25 protein-coding genes and 1 other RNA gene are annotated in these 26,259 nt (G+C 73.3%); 22 read left to right on the top strand and 4 right to left on the bottom strand.

Going from position 1 to position 26,259, the window contains the following annotated elements:
- The first annotated feature begins 70 nt into the window (after positions 1–70).
- Positions 71–688, top strand: a complete 618-nt coding sequence (locus tag ACFU5G_RS04755; protein ID WP_377241292.1) for a LysE/ArgO family amino acid transporter — start codon at positions 71–73, stop codon at positions 686–688.
- 6 nt (positions 689–694) lie between these two features.
- Here the strand turns inward: ACFU5G_RS04755 and ACFU5G_RS04750 are convergent, their stop codons facing one another.
- Positions 695–1,957, bottom strand: coding sequence for a pyridoxal phosphate-dependent aminotransferase (locus tag ACFU5G_RS04750; protein ID WP_377241290.1), 1,263 nt, complete (start codon positions 1,955–1,957; stop codon positions 695–697).
- Between the two features lie 179 nt (positions 1,958–2,136).
- On the opposite strand from ACFU5G_RS04750, the gene ACFU5G_RS04745 reads away from it, so the two are divergent.
- The 6 genes from ACFU5G_RS04745 to ACFU5G_RS04720 all read left to right on the top strand — a co-directional run bounded on the left by ACFU5G_RS04745 (position 2,137) and on the right by ACFU5G_RS04720 (position 6,538).
- A complete protein-coding gene (locus tag ACFU5G_RS04745) occupies positions 2,137–3,549 on the top strand; it encodes a CpaF family protein (protein ID WP_377241288.1) in 1,413 nt (470 codons plus the stop codon).
- Positions 3,549–4,406 (top strand): type II secretion system F family protein, encoded by an 858-nt coding sequence (locus tag ACFU5G_RS04740; protein WP_377241286.1) that lies wholly within the window; start codon positions 3,549–3,551, stop codon positions 4,404–4,406. Before ACFU5G_RS04745 ends, ACFU5G_RS04740 begins: the two co-directional genes overlap by 1 nt.
- The gene (locus tag ACFU5G_RS04735) at positions 4,403–5,320 is read left to right on the top strand and encodes a type II secretion system F family protein (RefSeq protein WP_377241284.1); all 918 of its coding nucleotides are present in this window, start codon (positions 4,403–4,405) and stop codon (positions 5,318–5,320) included. Before ACFU5G_RS04740 ends, ACFU5G_RS04735 begins: the two co-directional genes overlap by 4 nt.
- A gap of 41 nt (positions 5,321–5,361) precedes the next feature.
- Complete coding sequence (locus ACFU5G_RS04730; RefSeq protein WP_377241314.1) at positions 5,362–5,565, top strand: hypothetical protein; 204 nt, start codon at positions 5,362–5,364, stop codon at positions 5,563–5,565.
- Positions 5,562–5,942: a TadE/TadG family type IV pilus assembly protein gene (locus ACFU5G_RS04725; RefSeq protein ID WP_377241282.1), complete on the top strand. Its 381-nt coding sequence runs from the start codon at positions 5,562–5,564 to the stop codon at positions 5,940–5,942. The genes ACFU5G_RS04730 and ACFU5G_RS04725 overlap by 4 nt, the downstream gene beginning before the upstream one ends.
- Before the next feature lie 188 nt (positions 5,943–6,130).
- A complete protein-coding gene (locus ACFU5G_RS04720) occupies positions 6,131–6,538 on the top strand; it encodes a pilus assembly protein (protein WP_377241280.1) in 408 nt (135 codons plus the stop codon).
- A 176-nt stretch (positions 6,539–6,714) separates the two neighbouring features.
- Here the strand turns inward: ACFU5G_RS04720 and ACFU5G_RS04715 are convergent, their stop codons facing one another.
- A complete protein-coding gene (locus ACFU5G_RS04715) occupies positions 6,715–8,028 on the bottom strand; it encodes an endo-1,4-beta-xylanase (protein ID WP_377241278.1) in 1,314 nt (437 codons plus the stop codon).
- Between the two features lie 338 nt (positions 8,029–8,366).
- Between ACFU5G_RS04715 and ACFU5G_RS04710 the strand changes: the two genes are divergently transcribed.
- The 3 genes from ACFU5G_RS04710 (at position 8,367) to prfB (ending at position 10,401) form a co-directional block, all read left to right on the top strand.
- Positions 8,367–8,777, top strand: coding sequence for a hypothetical protein (locus ACFU5G_RS04710; RefSeq protein WP_377241276.1), 411 nt, complete (start codon positions 8,367–8,369; stop codon positions 8,775–8,777).
- A gap of 32 nt (positions 8,778–8,809) precedes the next feature.
- On the top strand, positions 8,810–9,223 hold the full coding sequence (locus tag ACFU5G_RS04705; RefSeq protein ID WP_377241274.1) for an ankyrin repeat domain-containing protein: 414 nt from the start codon (positions 8,810–8,812) through the stop codon (positions 9,221–9,223).
- A gap of 68 nt (positions 9,224–9,291) precedes the next feature.
- Entirely contained in the window at positions 9,292–10,401 is a 1,110-nt protein-coding gene (gene prfB / locus ACFU5G_RS04700) for a peptide chain release factor 2 (RefSeq protein ID WP_377241272.1), read from the top strand.
- Between the two features lie 49 nt (positions 10,402–10,450).
- Here prfB and ACFU5G_RS04695 read toward each other — a convergent pair whose 3' ends face one another.
- On the bottom strand, positions 10,451–11,494 hold the full coding sequence (locus ACFU5G_RS04695; RefSeq protein ID WP_377241270.1) for an NAD(P)-dependent alcohol dehydrogenase: 1,044 nt from the start codon (positions 11,492–11,494) through the stop codon (positions 10,451–10,453).
- A gap of 198 nt (positions 11,495–11,692) precedes the next feature.
- On the opposite strand from ACFU5G_RS04695, the gene ftsE reads away from it, so the two are divergent.
- The 5 genes from ftsE to ssrA all read left to right on the top strand — a co-directional run bounded on the left by ftsE (position 11,693) and on the right by ssrA (position 15,878).
- Complete coding sequence (gene ftsE, locus ACFU5G_RS04690; RefSeq protein ID WP_377241268.1) at positions 11,693–12,469, top strand: cell division ATP-binding protein FtsE; 777 nt, start codon at positions 11,693–11,695, stop codon at positions 12,467–12,469.
- A 2-nt stretch (positions 12,470–12,471) separates the two neighbouring features.
- Positions 12,472–13,383, top strand: coding sequence for a permease-like cell division protein FtsX (gene ftsX, locus ACFU5G_RS04685; protein WP_377241266.1), 912 nt, complete (start codon positions 12,472–12,474; stop codon positions 13,381–13,383).
- On the top strand, positions 13,383–14,753 hold the full coding sequence (locus tag ACFU5G_RS04680) for a peptidoglycan DD-metalloendopeptidase family protein (RefSeq protein WP_377241264.1): 1,371 nt from the start codon (positions 13,383–13,385) through the stop codon (positions 14,751–14,753). The genes ftsX and ACFU5G_RS04680 overlap by 1 nt, the downstream gene beginning before the upstream one ends.
- 90 nt (positions 14,754–14,843) lie before the next feature.
- Positions 14,844–15,326, top strand: coding sequence for an SsrA-binding protein SmpB (gene smpB / locus ACFU5G_RS04675; RefSeq protein WP_377241262.1), 483 nt, complete (start codon positions 14,844–14,846; stop codon positions 15,324–15,326).
- 183 nt (positions 15,327–15,509) lie between these two features.
- Positions 15,510–15,878, top strand: a transfer-messenger RNA (tmRNA) gene (gene ssrA / locus ACFU5G_RS04670).
- A gap of 103 nt (positions 15,879–15,981) precedes the next feature.
- Here ssrA and ACFU5G_RS04665 read toward each other — a convergent pair.
- A complete protein-coding gene (locus ACFU5G_RS04665; RefSeq protein ID WP_377241260.1) occupies positions 15,982–16,686 on the bottom strand; it encodes an SRPBCC family protein in 705 nt (234 codons plus the stop codon).
- A 149-nt stretch (positions 16,687–16,835) separates the two neighbouring features.
- On the opposite strand from ACFU5G_RS04665, the gene ACFU5G_RS04660 reads away from it, so the two are divergent.
- The 7 genes from ACFU5G_RS04660 (at position 16,836) to ACFU5G_RS04630 (ending at position 26,226) form a co-directional block, all read left to right on the top strand.
- Positions 16,836–18,716 carry a propionyl-CoA synthetase gene (locus ACFU5G_RS04660; RefSeq protein ID WP_377241258.1) on the top strand — a complete coding sequence of 627 codons (1,881 nt, stop codon included), beginning with the start codon at positions 16,836–16,838 and terminating at the stop codon, positions 18,714–18,716.
- A 178-nt stretch (positions 18,717–18,894) separates the two neighbouring features.
- Positions 18,895–20,670, top strand: a complete 1,776-nt coding sequence (locus ACFU5G_RS04655; protein WP_377241256.1) for a beta-N-acetylhexosaminidase — start codon at positions 18,895–18,897, stop codon at positions 20,668–20,670.
- Complete coding sequence (locus ACFU5G_RS04650) at positions 20,667–22,232, top strand: amidohydrolase family protein (RefSeq protein ID WP_377241254.1); 1,566 nt, start codon at positions 20,667–20,669, stop codon at positions 22,230–22,232. Before ACFU5G_RS04655 ends, ACFU5G_RS04650 begins: the two co-directional genes overlap by 4 nt.
- A gap of 138 nt (positions 22,233–22,370) precedes the next feature.
- The gene (locus tag ACFU5G_RS04645; protein ID WP_377241252.1) at positions 22,371–23,615 is read left to right on the top strand and encodes an alanine racemase; all 1,245 of its coding nucleotides are present in this window, start codon (positions 22,371–22,373) and stop codon (positions 23,613–23,615) included.
- A gap of 85 nt (positions 23,616–23,700) precedes the next feature.
- A complete protein-coding gene (locus ACFU5G_RS04640; protein ID WP_377241250.1) occupies positions 23,701–24,105 on the top strand; it encodes a RidA family protein in 405 nt (134 codons plus the stop codon).
- A gap of 71 nt (positions 24,106–24,176) precedes the next feature.
- On the top strand, positions 24,177–25,445 hold the full coding sequence (locus ACFU5G_RS04635) for an MFS transporter (protein ID WP_377241248.1): 1,269 nt from the start codon (positions 24,177–24,179) through the stop codon (positions 25,443–25,445).
- Positions 25,438–26,226, top strand: coding sequence for a MerR family transcriptional regulator (locus ACFU5G_RS04630; protein WP_377241246.1), 789 nt, complete (start codon positions 25,438–25,440; stop codon positions 26,224–26,226). The genes ACFU5G_RS04635 and ACFU5G_RS04630 overlap by 8 nt, the downstream gene beginning before the upstream one ends.
- Positions 26,227–26,259 lie beyond the last annotated feature (33 nt).

Genomic DNA, 26,259 nt, shown 5'->3' with positions numbered 1-26,259 from the left:
TCAGTTCTGCTTACGCGGCGTGAGAAACATGAACTGGTCTTCAGGCGGTGCGCTGCCTAGCGTTGACGTCATGCTCGCCCTGCTCGCCGGACTCGGATTCGGCCTCTCGCTCATCGTCGCCATCGGAGCCCAGAACGCGTTCGTGCTGCGCCAGGGGCTGCGCCGCGAGCACGTGGGCGTCGTGGCGGCGATCTGCGCGGCCTCCGACGTCGCCCTCTACGCGGCGGGGGCCGCCGGGTTCGGGCCGCTCGTGGAGCGCTGGCCCGACGCCGTCGTCGTCGTGCGCTGGCTCGGCGCCGCCGTCGTCGTCGGCTACGGGGCGATGGCCGCCTGGCGCGCGTTCAAGGGCGACACGACGCTCGCCGCGGCCGACGACGGCGCCCTCGGCGACGGCCCCGGCCGCCGCCTCAAGCCCGTGGTGCTCACGGCGCTCGCCCTGACCTGGCTCAACCCGCACGTGTATCTCGACACGGTGGTGCTGCAGGGCTCGGTCGCGGCCACCTACGGCGACACGCGCTGGTGGTTCACTGCCGGTGCGATGGTGTCCAGCCTCGCCTGGTTCGCCGCCCTCGGGTACGGCGCGCGGCTGCTCGCCCCCGTGCTGCGGCGCCCGAACGCGTGGCGCGTGCTCGACGGCGTGATCGCGCTGATCATGCTGGCCGTCGCCGTCTCGCTGCTGGCGGGCTGAGCCCCGCTAGCTCAGCGGGACCCCCAGGCCGGCCAGCCGGGTCGCGGCGTCGCGCAGCACGGCTTCCTGCTTCACGAAGGTGAACCGCACGTGGTTCGCCAGGGCCCGCGCCGTCGGGGAGCCCGGGCGGCAGAACGCCGACGCCGGGATCGCCACGACGCCCGCCAGCTCGGGCAGCCGCCGGCACAGCTCGACGCCGTCGCGCAGGCCGAGCCGGGCCAGCACGGCCGACGCGTCCGCCATCACGAAGTACGTGCCGTCCGGCCGGGTGACCGTGAAGCCGGCGGTCTCCAGCCCGGCGCACAGGAGGTCCCGGCGCTCGGCCAGGGACGCGGCCAGCGCGCGGGGCGTGTCGTCGTCCGCCAGGGCCTGCGCGATGGCCGGCTGGAACGGCGCGCCCGACGTGTACGTCAGGTACTGCTTGACGGTCCGCACCGCCGTGACCAGGTCGGCCGGGCCGTGCAGCCAGCCCACCTTCCAGCCGGTGAACGAGAAGGTCTTGCCCGACGACGAGATGGTCAGCGTCCGCTCCGCCATCCCCGGCAGCGTCGCGACCGGGACGTGCTCGGCGCCGAACGTCAGGTGCTCGTAGACCTCGTCCGTCACCACGATCGCGTCGTGCTCGCGGGCGACCGCGGCGACGGCGGCCAGCTCGTCCCGCGTGAGCACCGTCCCGGTCGGGTTGTGCGGGGAGTTGAGCAGGATCATCCGCAGCCGGTCGGTGGCCGCCGCGCGCAGGGCGTCGACGTCGAGCCGGAACCCGTCCGGCCCTGCGACCAGGGGGACGGTGACGTGCGTGGCGCCCGACATGCCGATCGCGGCCGCGTGCGAGTCGTAGAACGGCTCCAGCGTGAGCACCTCGTCGCCCGGCCGGGTCAGCGCCAGGACCGACGCGGTCAGCGCCTCGGTGGCGCCCGTGGTGACCAGCACCTCGGTGTCGGGGTCGACGTCCAGGCCGTAGTGCCGCTTCTGGTGCTCGGCCACGGCGTGGCGCAGCTCCGGCACGCCGTCCCCGGGCGCGTACTGGTTGCGCCCCGCCTCGATCGCCTTGATCGCCGCCTGCTTGACGTACTCCGGGCCGTCCACGTCGGGGAAGCCCTGGCCGAGGTTGATCGCCCCGGTCCGGACCGCCAGGGCGGACATCTCGGCGAAGATCGTGACGGCCACGCTGCCGTCGTCGGCCAGCAGGCCGGCGGCGCTCGCGGTGGCCTGCCAGCGGTCCTGGCCCCGGTCGGACGAGTCACGGCCAGGTGAATGAAGGGCGTTCATGGGCTAGACGATAGCCACCGCCCGTCCACCGCGGGTTCATCTCCGACATCCCGTACAACCCGCTTTACCTGCACCTTTGTGGACAAGCCTGTGGATTTGGTGGATAACTCGGCCTCCTGGGGAAAGTTATCCACAGGGTGCCCTGCGGAGATGAACGTTTGGATCTAGCGTTGCCGGTCATGGGCGATGAGGGGGCGCGGATCCTCGAGCACGAGGTCCGCGAGCTGGTGCGGCGCAGGGGGCTGGACCCGATCGGTGATCGGGCGGGGTTGTCGACCCTGGTGACGGACGCGGTGGGCGACTACGCGACCCGGGCGAGCGTCGGCGTGGTGCCGCCGCTCGACGACCCGGACGCCGCCGCTCGCGCCGTGACCGACGCGGTGGGCGGGTTCGGCCCGCTGCAGCCGTACCTCGACGACCCGGAGATCGAGGAGGTCTGGCTCAACGCGCCGACGCACGTCTACGTCGCGCGGCGCGGGGTGTCCGAGCTGACCAGCACGGTGCTGACCGACGAGCAGGTGCGCGACCTCGTGGAGCGGATGCTCAAGACCTCCGGGCGCCGGCTCGACCTGTCGAGCCCCTTCGTGGACGCCCGGCTGCCCGGCGGGGAGCGCCTGCACGTGGTGATCCCCGACATCACACGCTCCGCGTGGGCCGTGAACATCCGCAAGCACGTGGTGCGGGCCCGGTCGCTGGCGGACATGGTGCGGCTCGGCTCGCTCACGGCCCAGGCCGCGACGTTCCTCGACGCCGCCGTGCGGTCCGGGCTCAACGTGCTCGTCTCGGGCCAGACCCAGGCGGGCAAGACCACGATGCTCAACGCGCTGGCGGGGTCGATCCCCGGGTCCGAGCGCGTCATCTCGGCGGAGGAGGTCTGGGAGCTGCGCCTGCCGGTCCGCGACCACGTGGCGCTGCAGACCCGCCCCGCCAACCTCGAGGGCACGGGCGAGGTGCCGCTGCGGCGCCTGGTCAAGGAGGCCCTGCGCATGCGCCCGGACCGGCTGGTGATCGGCGAGGTGCGGGAGGCCGAGGCGTTCGACCTGCTCATCGCCCTGAACAGCGGCGTGCCCGGCATGTGCACCCTGCACGCCAACACCGCGCGCGAGGCCGTCGCGAAGATGACCACGCTGCCCTTGCTCGCCGGCGAGAACGTGTCGGACCGGTTCGTGGTGCCCACCGTCGCCTCCGCCGTGGACCTCGTGGTGCACCTCGGCCTGACGCGGGCGGCGGACGGCGTGGTGCGGCGCCAGGTTCGCGAGGTCGTCGCCGTCACCGGTCGGGTCGAGGAGGGTCGCATCGAGACGGCGGGCATCTTCGCCCGCGACGCCGACGGGGACCTGCGCCGCGGCGACGGCATGCCGCCCGGCGAGGACCGGTTCGAGCGCGCCGGGTTCGACGTGCACGCGCTGCTCGCCGACCCGCGGGCGCTGTCGCCGGACGGGGCGCCCTGGGGCCTGGCGCCGACGGCCGGCCGCGCGGTGGGCGCACCGGCGGGTGGCACGCTGCCGGCGGACGGCCGTGGCGCGCGCCCCACGGGGCCGTGGGCCGGTGTGAGCACCCGCGCCGGGTCGAGCCCCTGGGCGACCCGCTGATGGGCGCCGTCGTCGGCCTGCTCCTCGGCGCGGGCCTGTTCAGCGTGTGGTGGTCCTGCTGGACCCCGACGCCGCGCCCCACCGGCCGGGTGACCTGGCAGATGCGCACCCGCGACCTGCTCATCCAGGCCGGTGCGCCCTCCGTGACCCCGGCGATGCTCGTGGGCTCCTGCGTGGGGCTCGGCGTCGTCACGCTGCTCGTGGCGCTCGCCGTGACCAGGTCTCCCGCGATCGCCGTGTGCTTCGCGGCGCTCGCCGCGCCCGGACCCGTGGTGCTGGTCCGCGCCCGCGCCCGGCACCGCCGCCGGGCGCTGCGGGAGGTGTGGCCCGAGGTGGTGGACCACCTCGCCTCCGGCGTGCGCGCCGGGCTGTCCCTGCCCGAGGCCGTGGCCCAGCTGGCGCACCGCGGCCCCGTCGAGCTGCGCGAGCCGTTCGGCCGGTTCGCCCACGACTACCGGGCCGGCGGCCGGTTCGGCGACGCCCTCGACGCGCTCAAGGAACGCCTCGCCGACCCGGTGGCCGACCGCATCGTCGAGGCCCTGCGGCTCACCCGCGAGGTCGGCGGCCAGGACCTGGGCCGGCTGCTGCGGACCCTCAGCGGCTTCCTCCGGGAGGACGCCGCCACGCGCGGCGAGTTGGAGGCCCGGCAGAGCTGGACCGTCAACGGCGCCCGGGTCGCGGTCGCCGGGCCGTGGGTCGTCCTCGCCCTGCTGTCCACCCGGCCGGAGACGGCGCGCGCCTACGACTCGCCGGCGGGGATCACGGTGCTCGTCACCGGCGGCCTCTGCGCGCTGCTCGCCTACCGGCTGATGCTCCGGATCGGACGGCTGCCCGCCGAGCGCAGGGTGCTGCGGTGACGGGCTGGGCGGCCGGGGCGCTCGTCGGGCTCGGCGTCGCACTGGGGGTGCTGATCGTGCTCTCCCGCCTGCGGGCCCGGGCCGTCAGCCTCGACGAACGGCTCGCGCCCTACCTGCGCCCGCGCGACGCGACCTCGACGCTCCTGCGCGAGGCCAGTCGCACGTCGGCGGTGGTCCGGCTGCTCGGCCTGCACGACGTCGGCGCCCGGCTCGAACGCTTCGGCGCACCTCGGGAGGAGATCCGCCGCCGGCTCGACCGGGCCGGCTCCGCCGAGACCGTCGACCACTTCCGGGCCCGCCAGGTCGTGTGGACGGTCGCGGGGCTCGCGGTCGGGCTCGGCCTCGCCCTGCTGCTCGCGGCGACCCGTGGAGCGGCGGTCGTCCCGCTGGTCGCGCTCGTGATCGTCGCCGGCGGGTGCGGGTACGTGGCGTGCGACCAGGTCCTCACCCTGCGGGTCCGACGCCGCGAGGAACGGCTCCTCGCCGAGCTGCCGACCATCGCCGAGCTGCTCGCCCTGGCCGTGGCGGCGGGCGAGAGCCCGCAGGCCGCTCTCGAACGGGTGGCGTCCACCGCCCGAGGCGAGCTGGCGGGCGAGATCCGACGCATGATCGCCGAGGTGCGTGCCGGCGCACCCGTGACCGCGGCCCTCACGGCGCTCGCGGACCCGTCCGGGCTGCCCCCGCTGTCCCGGTTCGCAGAAGGCATCGTGGTCGCGCTGGAACGAGGCACCCCGCTGGCGGACGTGCTCCGGGCGCAGGCCCGCGACGTGCGCGAGGCGGGCCGCCGCTCCCTCCTGGAGGCGGGCGGCCGCAAGGAGATCCTGATGATGGTCCCGGTCGTGTTCCTCGTGCTGCCGGTCACTGTCGTCTTCGCTGTTTTCCCCAGCCTGGCCACCCTCCGGATCGGGCTCTGAGCACGACTCCGCCAGGGAGCCTGCCGACGAAAGGAAGCGCTGTGCGCGACGACCGAGGGACCAAGAACATGACCGAGACTCCTGCGGCAACCGAGACCACCGAGGCCGAGCGCGGCGACGTGCCCGGCTGGGTGCTCGTCACCCTGATGACCGCCGGACTCGTGGTGGCGCTCTGGGCCATGGCAGGCCCGCTGCTCGAGGGCGCGTTCCGTCAGGCGATCAGCAGCGTCACGGGCCAGGGGTGAGCGCCGGCCGGCGGGAGCACGGCTCCGCGGCAGCCGAGTTCCTGCTGGTGTCGGTGCTGGTCCTGGCCCTGCTGCTCGGGGTGGTCCAGGTGGCGCTGGCCGTCCACGTGCGCTCGCTCGCGATCGACGCGGCCGCCGAGGGCGCCCGGGTGGCGGCCCGCGCCGACCGGAGCCCGGCCGACGGCGTCGCCCGCACGCGGGCACTCCTGGCCGGTGCCCTGACCGGCGACTACGCCCGCGACGTCAGCGCCGGCCGTGCCACGCTCGACGGCCTGGCGGTGACCGAGGTGACCGTCCGCACGCCGCTGCCCGTCATCGGGCTGCTGGGGCCGGGCGGCACGCTGACGGTGCGCGGCCACGCCCTGGAGGAGGAGTGAGCCGGCCACACCAGGGATCGGGGGAAAGTGTGCAGGCACCCGAGGAGGTAACGCTGAGTGCACACTGCTACGTCTCCGTTACCTCGTCGGGAGCGATGAGTCCTCGCCCAGACCCTCCGAGCGTCCTGGGTCGGAGCTCGCGGCGGCGCCCGAGGCGCGCGGGTCGCACGAGCGAAGAGGGTTCCGCGATGGTCGAGTTCCTCGGCGTCGCGCTGATCCTCCTCATCCCGCTGGTCTACCTCGTGGTCACGCTCGGCCGGGTGCAGGCCGGCGCGTTCGCCGCCGAGGGCGCGGCGACGAGCGCGGTCCGCGCGCTGGTCACGGCCGAGTCGGCCGCGGTCGGGACCGCCCGGGCGGACGCCGCCGTGCGGCTCGCCCTGACGGACCAGGGCTTCGCCGGCCACGAGGGCGCGCTCACCCTGGAGTGCTCGCAGTCGCCGTGCCTGACGCCGGGCGGTGCCGTGGGCGCCGTCGTGCGCGTCGAGGTGCCCCTGCCCCTGCTGCCCGACGCCGTGCGCGGCTGGGTGCCGCTGTCCGTCCCGGTGGAGGCGGAGCGCACGGGGACGGTCGACGAGTACGCGGCGGTCCGCCCCTGAGCGGCGCCCCCGAGGTGCGCCCGGCAAGGTCTCGGGCACGACGACGGTCCGCACTCCTCCTCGGGGTGCGGACCGCCGTCGTCCTGCAAGGCCGGGTGGCCGCGGCTGGGCCAGGGCCCGCCCGCCCGGTGGCCGGGCGTCAGGTTGTCGAGCGTCAGGTGAGCGTCAGGTGAGCGTCAGGTGGTCGCGCAGGTCGCCGTGGGCAGGTTGGTGTTCCCGTTCTTGTAGAGCGTGATCCCGAACGAGTTCCCGTTCCCGTTCGGTGTGGCCGTCAGCGTGCCGGTACTCCCGGAGACCGTTGCGTTCCAGGAGTTCTGCAGGCTCTGGCTGCCCTGGAGCCCGATCGAGACGCGCCAGGTCGAGCTGCCGGAGACCGCGAGCGAGACGTTGAACCGGTCGGACCACTCCTCCGCGCGGGTGACCGACACCGTGCAGCTGCCGGTGGGTGGGGTGGTGGTGCCGCCGTTCAGGGCGTCGAGCGTGGCGGTGTAGGCGGCCTTCTTGTTGCCGTTGCCGTCGAACAGGAGCGGGGTGCCGCTCGCGCGCCACGAGTCCGTGTCACGGACGCCCCACACGCTGATGCCCGTGCACCGCGACACGGCGAGGCAGGCCTGGACGACCCGGCGGTAGTTGTCCGCCTGCGCCGAGCCCGAACCCTCGATGTCGAGCTCGGTGATCTGCACGTCGACGCCCAGCGCCGCGAAGCTCGACAGCGTGGTCTGGTAGTTGCTCGGCACGGGGCTCTGCGCGTTGAAGTGCGACTGGAGGCCCACGCAGTCGATGGGCACCCCGCGCGACTTGAAGTCGCGCACCAGGTTGTAGACGGCCTGCGTCTTCGCGTGCGACCAGTCGTCGGTGTTGTAGTCGTTGTAGCAGAGCTTGGCGTTCGGGTCGGCGGCCCGGGCGGCGCGGAACGCGGCCTCGATCCAGTCGTTGCCGGTGCGCTGCAGGTTCGAGTCCCGGCGGGCACCCGAGGAGCCGTCGGCGAACGCCTCGTTCACCACGTCCCACGAGTGGATCTGGCCCCGGTAGTGGGTCGCGACCTGGGTCACGTGGTTGAGCATCGCGGACCGCAGCGCGGAGCCGCTCATGTTCTGCATCCAGCCCGGCTGCTGCGAGTGCCAGGCCAGCGTGTGGCCGCGGACCTGCTTGCCGTTGCTCCGGGCCCAGCTCACGATGCGGTCGCCGTTGGTGAAGTTGAACTGGTTCTGGTTCGGCTCGGTGGCGTCGATCTTCATCTCGTTCTCGGCGGTGACCATGTTGAACTCGCGGTTCGCGATGGTGGTGTACGCCGTCTCGGAGAGTTTGTTCGCCGCGATCGCCGTGCCGAAGTACCGGCCGGACTCCGCGGCGGCCGCCTGCAGGGTGCTGCCGGCGGCCTGCGCCGTGGTGGCCGCGATGCCTCCGCTGAGCACCACGGCGGTCAGGGTGGCGAGCGCGACGGCTCGCAGGGTGCGCGGCCGGCGCGGTGGGGTGAGCGTTCGGGTCATCGTCGTTGATCCCCTCTGTAGGACGAGCCGTCGTTGGCCCGTCGGACATCGAAAAGGATTTCTATCCGACATGTCGGGTGTCAAGGGATTCCGCTAAACGTTTTCTAAGATCGGGCCGATCTAAACGTTTAGGTACCGCCCGGAGCCGTGACCAGCCACGTCAGGGTTGTCCACAGGCCCGTCGGGCCGGGCCCGTGCGCCCCGCGCACAATGGGCCGATGAGCCCCGCCGACCCCTCCACCGCGGGACCTGCCGCCCCTTCGGCCGCCAGGCCCGGCCCTCCTTCCGTCGCGCCTTCGGCCCGCGCGGCGACGGGGGACCGGGAGGGTGGCCGGATCATGCTGCTCACCTCGGCCTTCGTCGCGTTCGCGCTCATGCTGGTCGCGGTGGTCGCCTCCGCGACCGCGGTGCACCTGGACCGCAAGGCCTTGTACGACGTCGCGGACCTCGCCGCCGCCGACGCCGCGGACGCGATGTCCCCGGACGCGTTCTACGCGGGCGTCGGCGCCCCGGCCGATGGCGCCCCGCTCACCCTGTCCGACGCCGCGGTGCGCGCCTCCGCCGAGCAGTACCTCGCCGAGCACCCGCCGGGGCTGCCCGTGGCGGTGACCGGAGCGGCGTCGCCGGACGGCCGGTCCGCCCGCGTGACGCTCGCGGCCGTGTCCCGGCCGCCGCTGCTGCGCTGGTTCACCGACGCGTTCGGCGGCGGGGTGCCCCTGTCGGCGTCGTCCACGGCCCGAGCCTGGTGAGCGCGGCCAGGCTCGGCGAGCCGGGTTAGGTTGTGGCCATGAGCGAGCAGAGCACCGGCGAGCAGGGCGCGAACGAGCAGGGCGGCACCCGCCTGGAGCCCCAGCAGATCTTCGACCTCGCCCGGCAGGGCGCTGACGTGCTGCTCGACCTGGTGGACGCCGGCCTGCCGGTGGAGCTGGCCGACGAGGCGGACAACACCCTGCTGATGCTCGCCGCGTACCACGGGCACGCCGCCCTGACGGCGGGTCTCGCCGAGCGCGGCGCGGACGTGAACCGGCTCAACGGCAACAACCAGGCGCCGCTCGCGGGCGCCGTGTTCAAGAACGAGGCCGACGTGATCCGGGTGCTGATCGAGCACGGCGCCGACCCGGATGCGGGGACGCCCAGCGCCCGTGCGACCGCGCAGATGTTCGGCCGCGAGCTGCCCGAGCCGGGGGCTCGCTGACCCGGGCGTGAGGCGGCGCGGGATTTTCCGGCGTCGGGCACCGGGATGCGCGGGTAACCTTGAACATCGTGGCCACCAACGACTTTCCCGCTGAGATCAAGGCGCTTCGCACGACCCTCGAGTCCATCGAGGCCGTGAGCGACCCCACCGCGCTCGAGGCGAAGATCGCCGAGCTGTCGGAGCAGGCGTCGGCGCCCAACCTGTGGGACGACCCGGAGGAGGGCCAGAAGGTCACCTCCGCGCTGTCGGCCGCACAGGCCGAGCTGAGCCGGGTGGAGAAGCTGGCCGCCCGCATCGACGACGTCGAGACCCTCGTGGAGCTCGGCAACGAGATGGACGACGCCGACTCGCTCACCGAGGCCGAGGAGGAGGTCGCGAAGATCCGCAAGGACCTCGCCGCCCTCGAGGTCCGCACGCTGCTCAACGGCGAGTACGACTCCCGCGAGGCGGTCGTGACGATCCGCGCGGGCGCCGGTGGCGTGGACGCCGCCGACTTCGCCGAGATGCTGATGCGCATGTACCTGCGCTGGGCCGAGCGGCACGGCTACCCGACCAAGGTGGGCGACACGTCCTACGCCGAGGAGGCGGGCCTCAAGTCCGCGACCTTCGAGGTCAACGTGCCCTACGCCTTCGGCAACCTGTCGGTCGAGGCGGGCACCCACCGCCTGGTGCGCATCTCGCCGTTCGACAACCAGGGCCGCCGGCAGACGTCGTTCGCGGCTGTCGAGGTGATCCCGCTCATCGAGACGACCGACCACGTCGACATCCCGGACACCGAGCTCAAGATCGACGTGTACCGCTCGTCGGGCCCGGGCGGTCAGTCGGTCAACACCACGGACTCCGCCGTCCGCATGACGCACATCCCCACGGGCGTCGTCGTCGCGATGCAGAACGAGAAGTCGCAGATCCAGAACCGTGCGGCCGCCTACCGCGTGCTCCAGTCGCGCCTGCTGCTGCTCCGCAAGGCGGAGGAGGCCGCGAAGAAGAAGGAGATGGCCGGCGACATCAAGGCCAGCTGGGGCGACCAGATGCGGTCCTACGTGCTGCAGCCGTACCAGATGGTCAAGGACCTGCGCACCGAGCACGAGTCGGGCAACCCGCAGGCCGTGTTCGACGGCGCCATCGACGACTTCATCGAGGCCGGCATCCGCTGGCGCCGCGGCGGCTCCGGCAGCTGACGTCCCACGCCGGGCAGCCTCCGCGAGGCCGCCCGGCGTTCTCGCGCCCTCAGGCGTGCGGCACGATGACGGCGCGTCCGGAGAGCTGCCCCGACTCCAGCTTCCGGTACGCCTCGTCGTACCGGTCGAGGGTGTATCGCTCGACGTCGGGCACGATCTGCCCCGCCCGGTACATCGCGACCACCTCGTAGAGCTCCTCGACGGTGCCCCAGTAGGTGTTGGTGATCTCCGCCTCGTACGGGTTGGTGAAGAAGCTCCACTCGGTCACCCCGCCGGCGATGCCGACCACGGTGAGCCGCCCCTGCTGGGCGAGGCACGCCTGCGCCGTCCTGATCGTGGGCGCGGCGCCCACCAGGTCGAAGGCCGCGTCGACGCCGCGGCCGCCGGTGATCTCGCGGATCGCCGCGACCTGGTCCGGCCCGCCGGGCACGGTGACGGCGCCGGCGGCCGCCGCGCGATCCATCGCGTCCTGCTTCATGTCGGTGGCGATCACGGTGGCGCCGGTCAGCGCGGTCAGGATCTGCACGGCGATCTGCCCCAGCCCGCCCAGGCCCACCACCAGCGCGAACCTGCCACCGCCGGCCAGCTTCGGCAGCGACAGCTTGATGGCGTGGTACGGCGTGAGGCCGGCGTCGGCCAGGGGAGCGGCCGCGACCGGGTCGGCGTCGCCCAGCGGCACCAGGTTGCGGGCGGGGGCCACCATGTACTCCGCCATGCCGCCGTCGCGCCCGATCCCGGTGGCCGCCCACGGCATGGTCGCCGCGTTCTCGCAGTACGTGTCCTGGCCGCGCGAGCAGGCCTTGCAGTGCCCGCACCCGTTGGGCCCGTAGACGAGGTACGCGTCGCCCTTGGTGAACCCCGTGACCCCCGGACCGAGCTCCTCGATCCAGCCCGACGCCTCGTGGCCCAGCACGAACGGCGGCGCGGACGCTCCCGGCTGCCCCTCGGCGAACTCCTTGTAGAGCGCGACGTCGGAGTGGCAGGCGCCCGAGCCCGCGATCTTCAGCAGCACCTCGCCCGGGCCGGGACTCGGCCTGTCCACCTCCCGCAGGCTGGGAAAGGTCTGGAACTTCTCGAACACGACTGCACGCATCAGCTCACGCTCCTGTCGCCGGGGGTCGGTTCCTCCATGAGAACTCATCGGCGTTGGTCCGGCGCGGGATACCTGTTCGGTGAAATGCCGCGTCCGAGTGTTTTGGCCGGATATGGCGAGCAACTCGGGGCGACGGGGTGATCTCCATCGGCGTGTCTGCCCGACACGCCACCCGATCTCCCACCTAGGGTCGGGCTCGTGATCAGGTTCGAGAACGTGTCGAAGGTCTATGCGCGCGGCGCACGACCTGCCCTCGACCAGGTCTCCGTGGACGTCGAGCGCGGCGAGTTCGTGTTCCTCGTGGGGGCCTCCGGCTCGGGCAAGTCGACCTTCCTGTCGCTGGTGCTGCGCGAGCAGCGGCCCACCCGCGGCCGTGTCTACGTGGCCGGCCGTGACGTCGCGAACCTCTCGGGGTGGCGCGTGCCCACGCTGCGCCGTCAGCTCGGCGTGGTGTTCCAGGACTTCCGGCTGCTGCAGAACAAGACCGTCCACGAGAACGTGGCGTTCGCCCTGCAGGTGATCGGCAAGCCGCGGCACGTCATCCGTGACACCGTGCCCGAGGTCCTGGAGATGGTGGGCCTGACGGGCAAGGGCAAGCGGATGCCCACCGAGCTCTCGGGCGGTGAGCAGCAGCGCGCCGCGATAGCGCGCGCCATCGTCAACCGGCCGCAGATCCTGCTGGCCGACGAGCCGACCGGCAACCTCGACCCCACCACGTCCCTCGGCATCATGCGCCTGCTGGACCGCATCAACCGCACCGGCACCACGGTCGTCATGGCCACGCACGACGACGAGATCGTCAACGAGATGCGCCGCCGCGTCGTCGAGCTGTCCGACGGCGTCGTCGTGCGCGACGAGGCCCGGGGTGGCTACGGCGAGCGCGAGGCGATCCTGCCCGACGTCGGCGCCTCGCCCGTGCTCGATGCCCCCGGCAGCGGTACCCGCGCCCCGGTCCAGACGGTGCGGGGGTCCTGAGCGTGCGCTTCCAGTTCGTGCTCGGCGAGGTCTTCAGCGGACTGCGCCGGAACACCACCATGGTCGTTGCCGTGGTGCTCGTGACGTTCGTGTCGCTGACGTTCGTCGGCGCCGCCGCCCTGCTCCAGGCCCAGATCGGCAAGCTCAAGGACGACTGGTACGACCTCGTCGAGGTCTCCGTCTTCCTCTGCCCCCAGGGCTCGGTGTCGCCCACGTGCGCCATGGGCGAGGCCACCGAGGACCAGATCGACTCCGTGCGCCAGGTCATCGACACCGAGCTGTCGAGCCAGGTCAGCAAGGTCTACTTCGAGTCGAAGCAGCAGGCGTTCGAGGCCTTCAGCGAGCGCTACCCCGACGGCTACCAGGGCACGCAGCTCACCGCCGACGACATGCAGGCCTCGCTGCGGCTCAAGCTGACCGACGCCGAGCAGTTCGCCGTGGTGAGCGACGTCCTGTCCGGGCGGGACGGCGTCGAGATCGTCGAGGACCAGCGGGCCGTCTTCGAGCCGCTGTTCCGCACGCTCAACGTCGCCACCCTGCTCGCGGCGGGCCTGGCCGGCGTCATGCTCCTGGCCGCGGTCCTGCTGATCACCACCACCATCCGGCTCAGCGCCGTCTCCCGGCGCAAGGAGACCGAGATCATGCGCCTGGTGGGCGCGTCCAACCTGTTCATCCAGCTGCCCTTCCTCCTGGAGGGCGCGCTGGCGGCCGTGCTGGGCTCGCTGCTCGCCGGCGGCGGGCTCTGGCTCGCCGTGCGCTTCATGGTCAGCGACTGGCTCGAACGGTCGGTCGACTGGGTCGCGTACGTCTCCGAGGTCGACGTGTTCCGCGTCGCGCCGCTGCTCGTGATCATGGCGGTCGCGCTGGCCGCCCTCTCGTCCTTCTTCACCCTGAACCGGTACACGAGGATCTGATGTCCACTCCCCGAAACCCCCGCTCCAGGGTCCCCGGCCGCGGCGCCGTCGCCGCGGCGCTCGCGGTCGTGCTGCTGCTCGGCGGCTCGTCCGTGGTGCAGGCCGACGACCTCGACGACCGCCGCGCCGCCGCGGAGCGCCAGCAGGCGGCCAAGGAGAAGGAGCGCGAGAGCCTCGAGGCCGAGCTGGAGCACACGGACACCAAGCTGGCGGACGCCGTGCTGGAGCTGGACCAGGTCGAGGGCCGGCTGCCGGTCGCGGAGGCCGAGCTGGCCGTGGCCGAGGCCGAGCTGCAGCGCGCCGAGCGCGAGGCGGCGATCCTCGCCCAGCGCCTCGCGGACGCCCAGCTCGAGGAGGCGCAGGTCACCCAGCAGCTCCAGGACGGCTCGGGCAAGGTCGACGGCGCCCGCGACGACATCGCGCAGATGGCCCGCGAGGAGTTCCGCGGCGCCGGCAGCACCTCGACCATCGGCCTGGTGACCGGCGCCCAGAGCACCGAGGAGTTCATCGACGGGTACTCCGTGTCGTCGTCGGCCGCCCGGATCCGGGCACGCACGCTCGCCGAGCTGCAGGACGCCGAGGCGACCGCCCGCAACCTGCAGGCGCGGCTGACGGCGATCCGCGAGGTGGTCACCGAGCTCAAGCGGCTCGCGGACGAGAACGTGCGGTCCAAGGAGCAGGCCAAGCAGGCCGCGGTGGAGCGCAAGGCCGAGATCGAGCGCCTGATCCGCGAACAGGAGCGGCTGAAGGCGAGCATCGAGCGGCGCAAGGACGCCGCCCTCGCGAACATGCAGTCCAACGAGCAGGAGCTCAGCTCCATCGAGTCGGACCTGAAGTCGATCATCCGCGACCAGAAGGCGCGGGACCAGCGCCTCGCCGAGCGGCAGGCCGAGCAGGGCTCCTCGGGCGGCTCGTCCGGTGGTGGCGGTTCGTCCGGGGGCGGGGGCAGCAAGGGCTCGTCCGGGACCATGTCGTTCCTCAGCTACCCGACGGCGAACCCCTTCATCACCTCGTCGTACGGCATGCGGTTCCACCCGGTGCTGAACTACTCCCGCCTGCACGCGGGCACCGACTTCCGGGCCTACTGCGGCACCCCGATCCTGGCCGCCGCGGACGGCACGGTGCTGTACGCGCGCACCCTGGCGGGCCTGGGCAACCAGGTGCTGATCGACCACGGCTACTCGTCGAGCGGCCAGAGCGTGATGTCGAGCTCGAACCACCTCACGTCGTTCGCCGTCTCGGCGGGGCAGCGCGTCTCGCGCGGTCAGCTCATCGGCTACTCGGGCACCACGGGTACGTCCACGGCGTGCCACCTGCACTTCGAGCTCTACATCAACGGCTCGACCGTGGACCCGATGACCTGGCTCTAAAAGCCTGGTCCCGCTGGACCGGGCGCGTAAACTGGGACGTCGCGCGACCCGCAGCGGGTTCTGCGCGCTCGCAGAACCCGGAGGGAGACCATGGCCAAGAAGAACGTCGATGATCCGCGCAAGATCGTGGCGAACAACAAGAAGGCCCGTCACGACTACGTGATCGAGGACGTCTTCGAGGCCGGGCTGGTGCTGTCCGGCACCGAGGTCAAGGCGCTCCGGATGGGCCGTGCGTCCCTGACGGACGGCTACGCCAACATCGACCGTGGCGAGGCGTGGCTCGAGAACGTGCACATCCCCGCCTACTTCCAGGGCACGTGGAACAACCACGCGCCGCGGCGTCGGCGCAAGCTGCTGCTGCACCGCGAGGAGATCGCGCGCCTGGAGTCCAAGTCCCGGGAGAAGGGGCACACCCTGATCCCGCTGTCGCTGTACTTCCTGGACGGCCGCGCCAAGGTCGAGATCGCGCTCGCGCGAGGCAAGAAGGAGTACGACAAGCGCCAGACGCTGCGCGAGCAGCAGGACATGCGGGAGGCGCACCGGGCGATCCGGCACAAGGAGATGCTCGGCTGAGCCGGAGGCGCAGCGCAGGCTCAGCCGACAACAAGCAGAGTCTGAGCTGCCGTTGAGCAGAGCCCGAGCCTGCAGGCTCGGGCGACTGTTGCGGAAATAACGTTCCCCAACAGCGCGTTGATCAACTAGGCTGGAGAGGTTCCGGACGGGCGTAGCTCGCCCGGGACTGTTGAAAAATCCATAGGGGCTGATCGGTTTCGACGGTGGTCGTGCTTCGAGGAGAAGCGGGCCGAGGATGCAGGCTTATCTCGTAAACGATGCCTGTAAACCAATAGTTGCCGATAACTCGCGCAACGAGTTCGCCCTCGCCGCCTGAGCGAGCCCGAACTCCGTCGGCCTGGGAGACGCTTCCGTCCCAGTAGCCGGCGTCATCTAGGAAGCCTCTGCTCGTAGCTCTCGTCATCGGGGCTACGGGAACACTTAGATGGCTGGGCCTGTCCGCGAACGTGTCTGCGCGAGCGCGGGGGCCGAGAAAATCCATAGCAGACTGCGCCCGGAGAAGTCCTCGAAAACCGATACCGGACCCGGGTTCGATTCCCGGCAGCTCCACGGATCAGGAGTCCCCGCCTCGTCGAGGCGGGGACTCCTTTGTCTTGTCCGACCGTCTTGTCCGACGGCGCCCCGCACCCTCGCCGCCCCGCACACCCGGCGCCCGTCACACCCGGCGCCGCGTCATCGACGACGGCAGCCCGCGCGCGTGCGCCCGCTCGGCACGCTCGCGGATGCCGAGCAGCATCCGCCGCGTCATCAGCAGCGTGACCGGGTCCATCAGCTCGCCGACCAGCCAGGACAGGCGTCCCGCGAGCCCGGGGGAGCGCGTCGACCGGCTGCGGACCAGCAGCCGGCAGCGGTCCGGTCCGTCGTCGGCCAGTACGAACGCCCAGGTCGCGTTCCACGGGTGCTCCGGCGGCCGCTGGCGCAGCACCAGCGCGTGCGGCGGGTCGACGAGCGCCACGCGGAACGCGTAGCCGTCGGGCACGCCCAGCGCGCCGGGCGGCGTCGCCCGGACGGGGCTGCCCACGGTCAGGTGCTGCCACTCGGGGTGCACCTCGTCGGCGCTGTGGATGTCCAGGCCGAACAGGTCCTCGAGCCAGTCGTAGCTGTACCAGCCGCCGCGGTCCTGGCCGAGCTGGACCAGCCACGGCCACACCTCCGCGCTCGGGGCGGTGACGGCGATGGCCCGCGTGGAGCTGGAGTCGGCCGCCAGGTAGTCGTCGCCGGGCAGCGGGCCGGCCACCTCCTCCGGCGTCGCGCCCCAGTTCCGCAGCCGGGCGCGCGTGGTGACGGCGCCGGCCACCGTCGCGGTGAGCGCGGTGGCCATGACCCAGGCCCGCCGGTGCCCTGGACTGACGTGGTCCATCCACCGACCACACCACGGCGGCCGTCGGGCACCCAGGGCCGAACGTCCCGACGGGATCGGATTTCGTCCCGGACCGTGCGGACGTCTCCGTGGCAGACTGGCAGCGGCGCGGACACCGGGGTCCGTGAGCCGGAGCGGAAGGGCACCACATGGCCGACTACGCGGACGTCTACCGGCGCAGCCTCAGCGACCCCGAGGGCTTCTGGGGCGAGCAGGCGGCTCTCGTCTCGTGGTTCCACAAGCCCACCCGGGTGCTCGACGCCGACAGCCCGCCGTTCTACCGCTGGTTCCCCGACGGCCGGCTCAACACCTGCTACAACGCGCTCGACCGGCACGTGATCGCGGGCCGCGGCGACCAGACGGCGCTGATCTACGACAGCCCGGTCACCGGGACCACCGAGTCGTTCACCTACGCCACCCTGCTGCAGGACGTCGCGGCGTTCGCCGGCGCCCTGCGCGACCTCGGCGTCGAGCAGGGTGACCGCGTGGTGATCTACATGCCGATGGTGCCCGAGGCGGTCGTCGCGATGCTGGCCTGCGCGCGCCTGGGCGCGGTGCACTCCGTGGTGTTCGGCGGGTTCGCGGCGAACGAGCTCGCCGTGCGGATCGACGACGCCCAGCCGAGGGTCGTCGTCTCCGCCTCGTGCGGCATCGAGCCGAGCCGCGTCGTGGAGTACAAGCCGCTGCTGGACCGGGCGCTGGAGCTGGCCGACCACGAGCCGGCGTCGTGCGTGGTGCTCCAGCGGCCGCAGGCCGTGGCGACGCTCGTCGAGGGGCGCGACCTGGACTGGGCGACCGCGATGCACGCCGGGCGGACCAACCCCGCGCCGTGCGCGGAGGTCGCGGCCACCGACCCGCTCTACATCCTCTACACCTCGGGCACCACGGGGAAGCCCAAGGGCATCCTGCGCGACAACGGCGGGCACGCCGTGGCCCTGGCCTGGTCGATGCGGAACATCTACGACATCGAGGCCGGCCAGGTGTGGTGGACGGCGTCCGACGTCGGCTGGGTGGTCGGGCACTCCTACATCGTCTACGGGCCGCTGATCGCGGGTGCGACCACCGTGCTCTACGAGGGCAAGCCGGTCGGCACGCCCGACGCCGGCGCGTTCTGGCGCGTCGTCGCCGACCACCGGGTCGAGGCGCTGTTCACCGCGCCGACCGCGATCCGCGCCATCAAGAAGGAGGACCCCGAGGGCATCCTCGTGGCCGCCCACGACACCACCTCCCTGCGGCACCTGTTCCTCGCGGGGGAGCGGCTCGACCCCGGCACCTACGAGTGGGCCGGCCGGATCCTGGGCGTGCCCGTCGTCGACCACTGGTGGCAGACCGAGACCGGGTGGGCCGTGGTGGCCAACCTGCGCGGGCTCGACCCGATGCCCACCCGGCCCGGGTCGCCGTCGGTCCCCGTACCGGGCTTCGACGTGCAGGTGCTGCTGCCCGACGGCTCGGTCGCGGGGCCGAACCAGGAGGGCAGCCTCGCCCTGCGCCTGCCGCTGCCGCCCGGCACGCTGCAGACGCTGTGGCGGGACGACGCCAGGTACGTGTCGTCCTACCTCGCCGCCTTCGACGGCTACTACCTGTCGGGCGACGGCGGCTACGTGGACGACGACGGCTACGTCTACGTGATGGGCCGCACCGACGACGTCATCAACGTGGCCGGGCACCGCCTGTCGACCGGGGCGATCGAGGGGGTCCTGGCCGGCCATCCCGCCGTGGCCGAGTGCGCCGTCATCGGGGCCGCCGACGCGCTCAAGGGTCAGGTGCCGCGCGGGCTCGTGGTGCTCAAGGCCGGGGTGGACCCCACAGGCGTCGCGGCCGAGCTCGTCGCCGCCGTGCGCGACCAGATCGGCCCCGTCGCCGCGTTCAAGGACGTCGAGATCGTCGCCGGCCTGCCGAAGACCCGCTCGGGCAAGATCCTCCGGCGCACCATGCGCCAGCTGGCCGACGGCGAGCACCCCACGGTCCCGTCGACGATCGAGGACCCGACGGTCCTGGAGACCCTGGAACCCATCCTCCGCCGCACCTGAGGGACAGCCGCCGAACGCCAGCCGCCGAACGTAGGGTCTGTCGGCGGATGAACGCGCATGCGGCGACAGACCCTACGTTCGACGCGGCGTGCCGCGTGCCGCGTGCCGCACGCCGCGTGCCGCACGCCGCGTGCCACGTGCCGCGTTCCGGTGAGGGTGCCGCGCTAGGGTGTCCGGCGTGCACCAGCCCGGAGGTCCTGGCCTTGTTCCCCTGCCTGCGTCGACGCAGGCGCTGGGTGGTTCGGTGCTGCTCACCGACGGCGCGCGCGTCGCGGCCGACCCCGTCCTGCGCCCGGCCGCGCGCTGGTGGCGCCGGGTCACCGAGGAGGCGTACGGCATCGACCTGGTGCCGGTGACCGACGGGCCCGCCGACGTCGTCCTCGCGCTCGCGGCCGACCTGTCAGCCGGGGGCTACCGGATCGAGGTGCGCGAGGCGCCGTCGGGCACCGGTACGACACACGGAACCGCCACGGTGCGGGTCGAGGCCGCCGACCTCGCTGGTGCCCACGCCGCCACGCAGACCCTGCGCCAGCTCGCCGGCCCGTCGGCGTTCCGCCGCGCGCCCGCCGACTACCGGACCGCGGGCACGCTGCCGGCCCTGCCGGCGGTGCGCATCGAGGACCACCCCCGGTTCGAGTGGCGCGGCGTGCTGCTCGACGTCGCCCGGCACTTCCTGCCCAAGCACGACGTGCTGCGGTTCATCGACCTGGCCGCCGCCCACCGGCTCAACGTGCTCCAGCTCCACCTCACCGACGACCAGGGCTGGCGGGTGCAGATCGACCGCTACCCGGAGCTGACGCGCACGGGCGCGTGGCGCCGGGAGTCCACCGTCGGCACCTGGCGCACCGGCTCCCGCGACGGCCGGCCGCACGGCGGCTTCTACACGCAGGACGACCTGCGCGAGATCGTCGCCTTCGCCCGCGACCGCGGGATCACCGTGGTGCCCGAGATCGACGTGCCCGGCCACGTCGAGGCCGCAGTCGCCGCGTACCCCGAGCTCGGCACGCGCAAGGACCGCAGCGGGGTGCGCACCACCTGGGGCATCAGCCAGGACGTGCTCGACCCGTCCGAGGGTTCGCTCGCGTTCTTCCGGCACGTGCTGGACGAGGTGCTGGACGTCTTCGACTCGCCCTGGATCGGCCTCGGCGGCGACGAGGTGCCGCCGACGCTCTGGCGCGAGTCGCCGCAGATCGTCGAGCGCGCCCGGGCGCTGGGCCTGTTCGGGCCAGGCGGCGCGGTCGACGTCGGGCGGCTGCACGGCTGGTTCGTCGCCCGGCTCGCCGAGCACGTGTCCGACGCCGGCCGCCGCGCCGTCGTCTGGGACGAGGCCGTCTCGCCCATGCTGCCGCGCGACGTCGTCGTCACCTCCTGGCGCGGGTACGCCCAGGGCGCGGCGGCGCTCGCGGCGGGGCACGACGTGGTGATGGCGCCCGAGCAGGTCGTCTACCTCGACCACCGCGCGGGCGACCACCCGGCAGAGCCCATCCCGGTCGGCTTCCTGCGCACTGTCGAGGACGTCTACGCCTTCGACCCGCTCCCGCCCGAGCTGGTCGAGCCCGCCCACGGGCGGGGGCGGCTCCTCGGCGCGCAGGCGCAGGTGTGGACCGAGCACCTCGACAGCGCGCGGCGGGTCGACTACGCGACCTACCCGCGGCTGGCCGCGTTCGCGGAGGTCGCGTGGTCGCCGCAGGCGGCCCGGGAGCCGGGCTCCGAGCGCTCCAGGGAGTTCCTGGCGCGCCTGGAGCGGCACCACCTGCCGCGGCTCGACGCGTACGGGGTGGAGTACCGGCCGCTCGCCGGCCCGCACCCCTGGCAGACGCGACCCGGGGTGCAGGGCTACCCGCGCGACCTCGCGGCGGAGACCGCCGTCGGCGGCTGGGCCGGGCTCGGCGGCTGGCGGGAGGACGGCGGCGTCGAGAACCTGCCCGAGCGGACGCCGGCGAGCGACACGTGACCGGCACGGTCCTGGTGCGCGGCGCCCGGCTGCCACAGCCCGACGGATCCCTGTCGGGACCGGTGGACCTGCACGTGGTGCGCGGCCGCGTCGCCGCGATCACGCGGGCGGGCGACGCCGGACCGGACACGGCCGCGACCGGCACCGCCGTCCTCGACGCGCACGGCCGCCTGGCCCTGCCCGGGTTCGTGGACGCGCACACCCACGCCGAGGCCGCCGTCTTCCGCCCGGACGTCCAGCTCGCGCTGCTCCGCCAGGGCATCACCACCCTCGTCGCGGGGCAGGACGGCGTGTCCTTCGCGCCGTCCGACCGCGCCACCTACGACTGGGCGAGCACGTACTTCGCCGCGATCGACGGGGACCACCCGGTGTTCGCGGGCGGCTCCGTGGGCGACCTCCTGGCGACCTACCACCGCACGGTCCCGGTGAACGTCGCCTACCTCGCGCCGCACGGCACGCTGCGCTACCGGGTGCTCGGCGCGGCGCAGCGCCCGGCGACGGACGCGGAGATCGCCGAGCTGGTCGCCCTCCTCGAACAGGCCCTGGACGACGGCGCCTGCGGCTTCTCGACCGGGCTGGAGTACGTGCCGGCCGCCTACGCCGACGAGCGCGAGCTGGTCGCGCTCGCCCGGGTGGCCGCCGCCCGCGGGCTGCCGCACGTGAGCCACATGCGCGGGTACGAGGACCGGGGCGTCGAGGGCCTGGCCGAGCTGCTGCGCATCGCGCGCGCGTCCGGCGTCGCGACGCACGTCTCGCACCTGCACGGCCCCGCCCGGGAGCTGCTGGAGCAGATCGAGGCGGCCCGCGCCGCGGACCACGACCTGACCTACGACTCGTACCCCTACCTGCGCGGATGCTCCATCCTGTCGATGGTCTCCCTGCCCACCTGGCTGCCCCTGGCGGACGCCGCCGCGACCGTCGCGGCCCTGCGCGACCCCGCCCTCGCCGGGCGCCTGGCCGAGCACTTCGCGGGGCTGACGGACCTCTGGCCGCGCATCACCTTCGCGTCCGTGCCCGGCCTGGAGTGGGCCGAGGGTCTGACCCTGCCCGACGTCGCCGCGCGGCTCGGGCGGTCGGCCCCCGACACCGTGGTCGAGATCCTGACGACCACGGCGCTGCGCGCGAGCTGCGTGTTCGCGCAGCCGCCCACCAACTCGCCCGAGTCGGTGCGCACGCTCGCGGGGCACGACGCGCACCTCGCCGGCTCGGACTCGATCTACTGGGGCGGGCAGCCGCACCCCCGAGGCTGGGGCGCCTTCGCCCGGTTCCTCGACGAGCACGTGCGGCGCGGCTCGTGGACCTGGTGGGACGCGGCCCAGCACCTGTCGGCCCGGGCCGCCCGGCGGTTCCGCCTCGCGGGCCGCGGCGAGCTCGCGCCCGGGGCCGTCGCCGACCTCGTGCTCGTGGACCCGGGCACCGTCCGGGACGAGGCCACGTACGAGCGCCCGCGCACCCCCGCCGTCGGCATCGAGGACGTGCTGGTGGGCGGCGTGCCCGTGCTCGCGGGCGGAGAGCTCACGGGCGCGACGCCGGGCCGCGGGCTGCGCCCCGCCGTCGTCTGACCCCCCTTCGAGGCCCGACTTTTCTTCGCTCTCACTCCCGTGAAAGCGAAGAAAAGTCGGGCCTCGAAAGGGAGTGGCGGGAGCCCGGTGATGCGGACCGGTTCGTCGGCAGCCCGCACCGCACGGCAGGATGGGGTCGTGCTGCGCATCGACGACCCCCGGTTCTCCTGGCCCCTGCTGACGCTCGACGAGCCGGCTCTGGACCACAACATCGCGACCGTGGCGGGCGCCTTCGCCGCTGCGGGCGTGGAACACGCGCCGCACGTCAAGACGCACATGTCCCGCCAGATCTGGGAGCGGCAGGTCGCCGCCGGCGCCTGGGGCGCCACGGTCGCGACCCCCGCCCAGCTCCGGACGGCCCTCGGCTGGGGCGTCCCCGGCGCCGGCCGTCGCGCGTTCCTCGCGAACGAGCTCGTGGACCCCCGCGAGATCGCGTGGCTCCGGACCGCCCTGACCGACGGCACCGCCGACGAGGTCTGGGTCTACGTCGACTCCGACCGCGGCGTCGACCTGCTCGCCGACGGCTTCGCGGGCGCCGCCCCCGAGGTCGCCGCGCGGCTGGGCGTGCTCGTCGAGCTCGGCGTCCCCGCCGGCCGTACCGGGGTACGCACCGTGCCCGACGCCGTGGCGCTCGCCGGCCGGGTGGACGACGCCGGGCTGCGGCTCGTCGGCGTCGCCGGCTACGAGGGCCCGGTCGCCGGCGGCACCAGCACCGAGGAGCTGGCCGCCGTCGGGCAGTGGTGCGACGGGCTGCGCGAGGCGGGCGCGCTGATCGCGAGCCTCGTCGACGGCCCCGTCGTGCTCAGCGCCGGCGGCAGCGCGTTCGCCGACGTCGTGACCCGGCGTCTGGGCGAGCCGCTCCAGGCCGCCGCGGACGACGGCGCCGCCGCCGGGGCGCTGTCCACCCGCGTCGTGCTGCGCTCCGGCGCCTACGTGACCCACGACCACGGCCACTACCTGCGCACCGACCCGTGGACCCGGCTGGGCGCGGAGCCGCTGCGGCCCGCGATCACGGTCTGGGCCTCGGTGCTGTCCGCGCCGGAGCCCGGGCTGGTCATCTGCGGCATGGGCCGGCGCGACGTCTCGTTCGACATCGACCTGCCGACGCCGCTCGTCGTGCGTCCGGCCGACGCCGACGGCCGGCTGGGGGAGGCCCGCGAGCTGACCGGCGTCGCCGTGACCGCGCTCAACGACCAGCACGCCTACCTGTCCCTGGACGGCGCGGCGGGCAGCGCGGCGGAGGGCCCGGCGGACGGCGCGCTCCGGCCCGGCGACGTGGTCGGGTTCGGCATCTCGCACCCGTGCACCACGCTCGACAAGTACCGCACGGCCCTGGTGACCCGCGGCGACGAGGTCGCCGAGCAGGTCACGCTGAGCTTCTGACCGGCGCCGCCGTCGGCGCCACGCCGCCGCGCACGGCACCCGTAGACCTCCCGACCGACCGCTGACAGAACCACAAGGAGAAACGATGACCGCGAAGACCGCCATCTCGACCCCGGACGCCCCGGCGCCCGCGCACACCTTCCACCAGGGCGTGCGCAAGGGGCCGTTCGTGCAGGTCTCGGGGCAGGGCCCCATGGACCCGGCGACGAACGAGTACGTGCACGAGGGCGACGTCGCCGCCCAGACCACCCGCACGCTGGAGAACGTCCGGGCGATCGTCGAGGCCGCCGGCGCGACGTTCGACGACGTCGTCATGCTGCGCGTGTACCTGACCAAGCGCGAGGACTTCGCCATCATGAACGAGGCCTACGGCGAGTTCGTGACCAAGCACTGCCCGGGCGGCGTGCTCCCGAGCCGGACCACGGTGTTCACGGGGCTGCCCCGCGAGGAGATGCTCGTCGAGATCGACGCGCTCGCGATCACCGACTGACCCGCGGCCGCGGCCGGCCAGGGACCGGCCGGGCTTGACCCCGACGCAACGTCATAGTTCTGACTGGGGTCATGAGGCTCACTCCCGTCGCGTACCTGGCGTCCTACCTGCTCTCCCTGCTGGGCAACTCGATAGCGGGCGTGGCGCTCCCGCTGATCGTCCTGCAGACCACCGGGAGCGCCCTGGGGACCGGTGCGGTGGCCGCGGCCACCGCGATTCCCGCGGTGCTCGCCGGCCTGGTCATGGGAGTGGTGATCGACCGGATCAACCGCCGGACGTCATCCGTGGTCACGGACCTCGTCTCGGCGGCCTCCGTCGCGGCACTGCCCGTGGTCGATATGGTCTCCGGGCTCAACCTCGGCTGGTTCATCCTGTTCGGCGTCATCGGGTCGTTCGGCGACGTGCCCGGGATGACCGCTCGTGAGGCCCTGCTGCCGGCGATCGTGCGGCACGGCGGGGTCACCTCCGAACGCCTCATGGGCATCCGGGAGGGGCTCGGCGCGATCGCGCTGCTCCTCGGGCCGGCGGCGGCCGGAACGCTGATGGTGCTCTTCGACGGGTCCACCGTCCTGTGGATCACCGCGGCGACGTCGCTCCTGGCCGCACTGCTCACGCTCCTCGTCCCGCACCGGGTCGGGGACATCTCGACCTTGAGCGGTGTCGCTGCGGGGAGCGGCGTCGCCGGGAGCGGAGGCAACGCCTGGGCGCAGCTCCGCGACGGCTGGCGGGTGCTGTTCAGCAGCCCGTTCCTGGTCGCGACCACGGCGCTCACCGTCGTCTCGGCGATGGTGCTGGGGCCGTTGCAGGCCCTCGTGCTGCCGGTCTGGTTCCTGCAGGTCGAGCGGCCCGGGATGCTCGGGTTCGTGCTCACCGCTCTCGCCGCCGGGCTCCTCGTCGGCGCTACGTCGTACGCCGCCGCCGGCACGCGTGGACGCCGTCGGACCTGGTTCCTCGCGGGGCTCGTGGGGACGGGGCTCGGCTTCGGCATCATCGCCACGCTGTCCTCGGTGTGGGTCGTCCTCGCCGGCGCCTTCGTGGTCGGGCTCTCCAGCGGCCTGTTCGGCAGCCTGATGGGCGTGCTCATGATCGAGCGCATCCCCGAGCAGATGCGCGGGCGGGTCATGGGCACCCAGAACTCGATCATGATCGCGGCGCCGACGGTCGGCCTCATGGCTGCCGCGGTGGTCACCGAGTACATCGGCGTCGGTACAGCGGCCGTGGCGCTGGCCGGGGTATGGCTGGTCGCCGTCGCGGTGGGCCTGTTCGCACGGTCGCTGCGTAATCTGGAGCGGTCCGAGGAACCGACGACGCAGGAGGCGATGGTGACCACCGGTGCATAGCGGCGAGCTGGCCCGCCTCGCCGGCGTGACCGTCCGGACGCTGCGCCATTACCACCAGGTGGGCCTGCTCGACGAGCCGGAGCGGCGCTCCAACGGCTACCGCGACTACGGCGTGCAGAGCCTCGTCCGGGTCCTGCGCATCAAACGGCTGGCGGCCCTCGGGATTCCGCTCGAGCGCATGCCCAGCCTGCTCGACGACGAAGCCGGCCCCGACGGCTCCGTCGAGGAAGACCCGAGGAAGGTCCTGGACGAGCTCGACCTGGAGCTGGCCGGGCAGATGGACCGGATCGCCGGCCGGCGCAGGCTGATCGCGCGGCTGCGCGAGCACTCCGCGGCCCCCGACCTCCCGCCGGAGCTGGCCCCGTTCTTCGCGGTGTTCGCCACGTCGGGTCTCTCGCCGGAGCTCGTGCGGGCGGACCGTGACCAGTCGGTGCTCCTCGCCCACCTCGTCGGCGAGGACGCGATGCCGTTCCTCGAGCGCTTCTACGAACGGCTGACCAGGCCCGACATGGTCCCGGCCGTCACCGGGATCGCCGAACGCTTCGCCCGGCTCGGTCCGGGCAGCACCGAGGAGGAGACCACCGCCCTGGCGGACGAGTTCGTCCGGACGTTCCGGCCGGTGCTCGCCGAGCTCGCCGCCGCCGGCGAGCACATCGACCTCAGCGGGTCCGCGGACCTGTTCGGCGAGTACACGTCCGGGCAGTTCAACGAGCAGCAGCTGCGGGTGGTCGAGCAGCTGGAGGCAAAGTTCGAGGCACAGGGGGAGCCCGGCCCGACGTAGGGCCGGGGCCCGTAGCCAAGGGCCCAGAGCCAA

This window comes from Promicromonospora sp. NPDC057488, from assembly GCF_042802395.1.
Classification (GTDB): Bacteria; Actinomycetota; Actinomycetes; order Actinomycetales; family Cellulomonadaceae; genus Promicromonospora.
Note: the sequence above shows the minus strand (reverse complement) of the source record. Positions and strands in the feature narration are given on the sequence as shown.

Excerpts from the sequence above, each read along its gene's own strand:
- ACFU5G_RS04720 (WP_377241280.1), top strand. The coding sequence starts at position 6,131 with ATGGTCGAGTTCCTCGGCGTCGCGCTGATCCTCCTCATCCCGCTGGTC.
- ACFU5G_RS04640 (WP_377241250.1), top strand. The coding sequence starts at position 23,701 with ATGACCGCGAAGACCGCCATCTCGACCCCGGACGCCCCGGCGCCCGCG.
- ACFU5G_RS04710 (WP_377241276.1), top strand. The coding sequence starts at position 8,367 with ATGCTGCTCACCTCGGCCTTCGTCGCGTTCGCGCTCATGCTGGTCGCG.
- ACFU5G_RS04750 (WP_377241290.1), bottom strand. The coding sequence starts at position 1,957 with ATGAACGCCCTTCATTCACCTGGCCGTGACTCGTCCGACCGGGGCCAG.
- ACFU5G_RS04680 (WP_377241264.1), top strand. The coding sequence starts at position 13,383 with ATGTCCACTCCCCGAAACCCCCGCTCCAGGGTCCCCGGCCGCGGCGCC.
- ACFU5G_RS04665 (WP_377241260.1), bottom strand. The coding sequence starts at position 16,686 with ATGGACCACGTCAGTCCAGGGCACCGGCGGGCCTGGGTCATGGCCACC.
- smpB (WP_377241262.1), top strand. The coding sequence starts at position 14,844 with ATGGCCAAGAAGAACGTCGATGATCCGCGCAAGATCGTGGCGAACAAC.
- ACFU5G_RS04660 (WP_377241258.1), top strand. The coding sequence starts at position 16,836 with ATGGCCGACTACGCGGACGTCTACCGGCGCAGCCTCAGCGACCCCGAG.
- ACFU5G_RS04755 (WP_377241292.1), top strand. The coding sequence starts at position 71 with ATGCTCGCCCTGCTCGCCGGACTCGGATTCGGCCTCTCGCTCATCGTC.
- ACFU5G_RS04715 (WP_377241278.1), bottom strand. The coding sequence starts at position 8,028 with ATGACCCGAACGCTCACCCCACCGCGCCGGCCGCGCACCCTGCGAGCC.
- ACFU5G_RS04695 (WP_377241270.1), bottom strand. The coding sequence starts at position 11,494 with ATGCGTGCAGTCGTGTTCGAGAAGTTCCAGACCTTTCCCAGCCTGCGG.
- ACFU5G_RS04745 (WP_377241288.1), top strand. The coding sequence starts at position 2,137 with ATGGGCGATGAGGGGGCGCGGATCCTCGAGCACGAGGTCCGCGAGCTG.
- ACFU5G_RS04635 (WP_377241248.1), top strand. The coding sequence starts at position 24,177 with ATGAGGCTCACTCCCGTCGCGTACCTGGCGTCCTACCTGCTCTCCCTG.
- ACFU5G_RS04740 (WP_377241286.1), top strand. The coding sequence starts at position 3,549 with ATGGGCGCCGTCGTCGGCCTGCTCCTCGGCGCGGGCCTGTTCAGCGTG.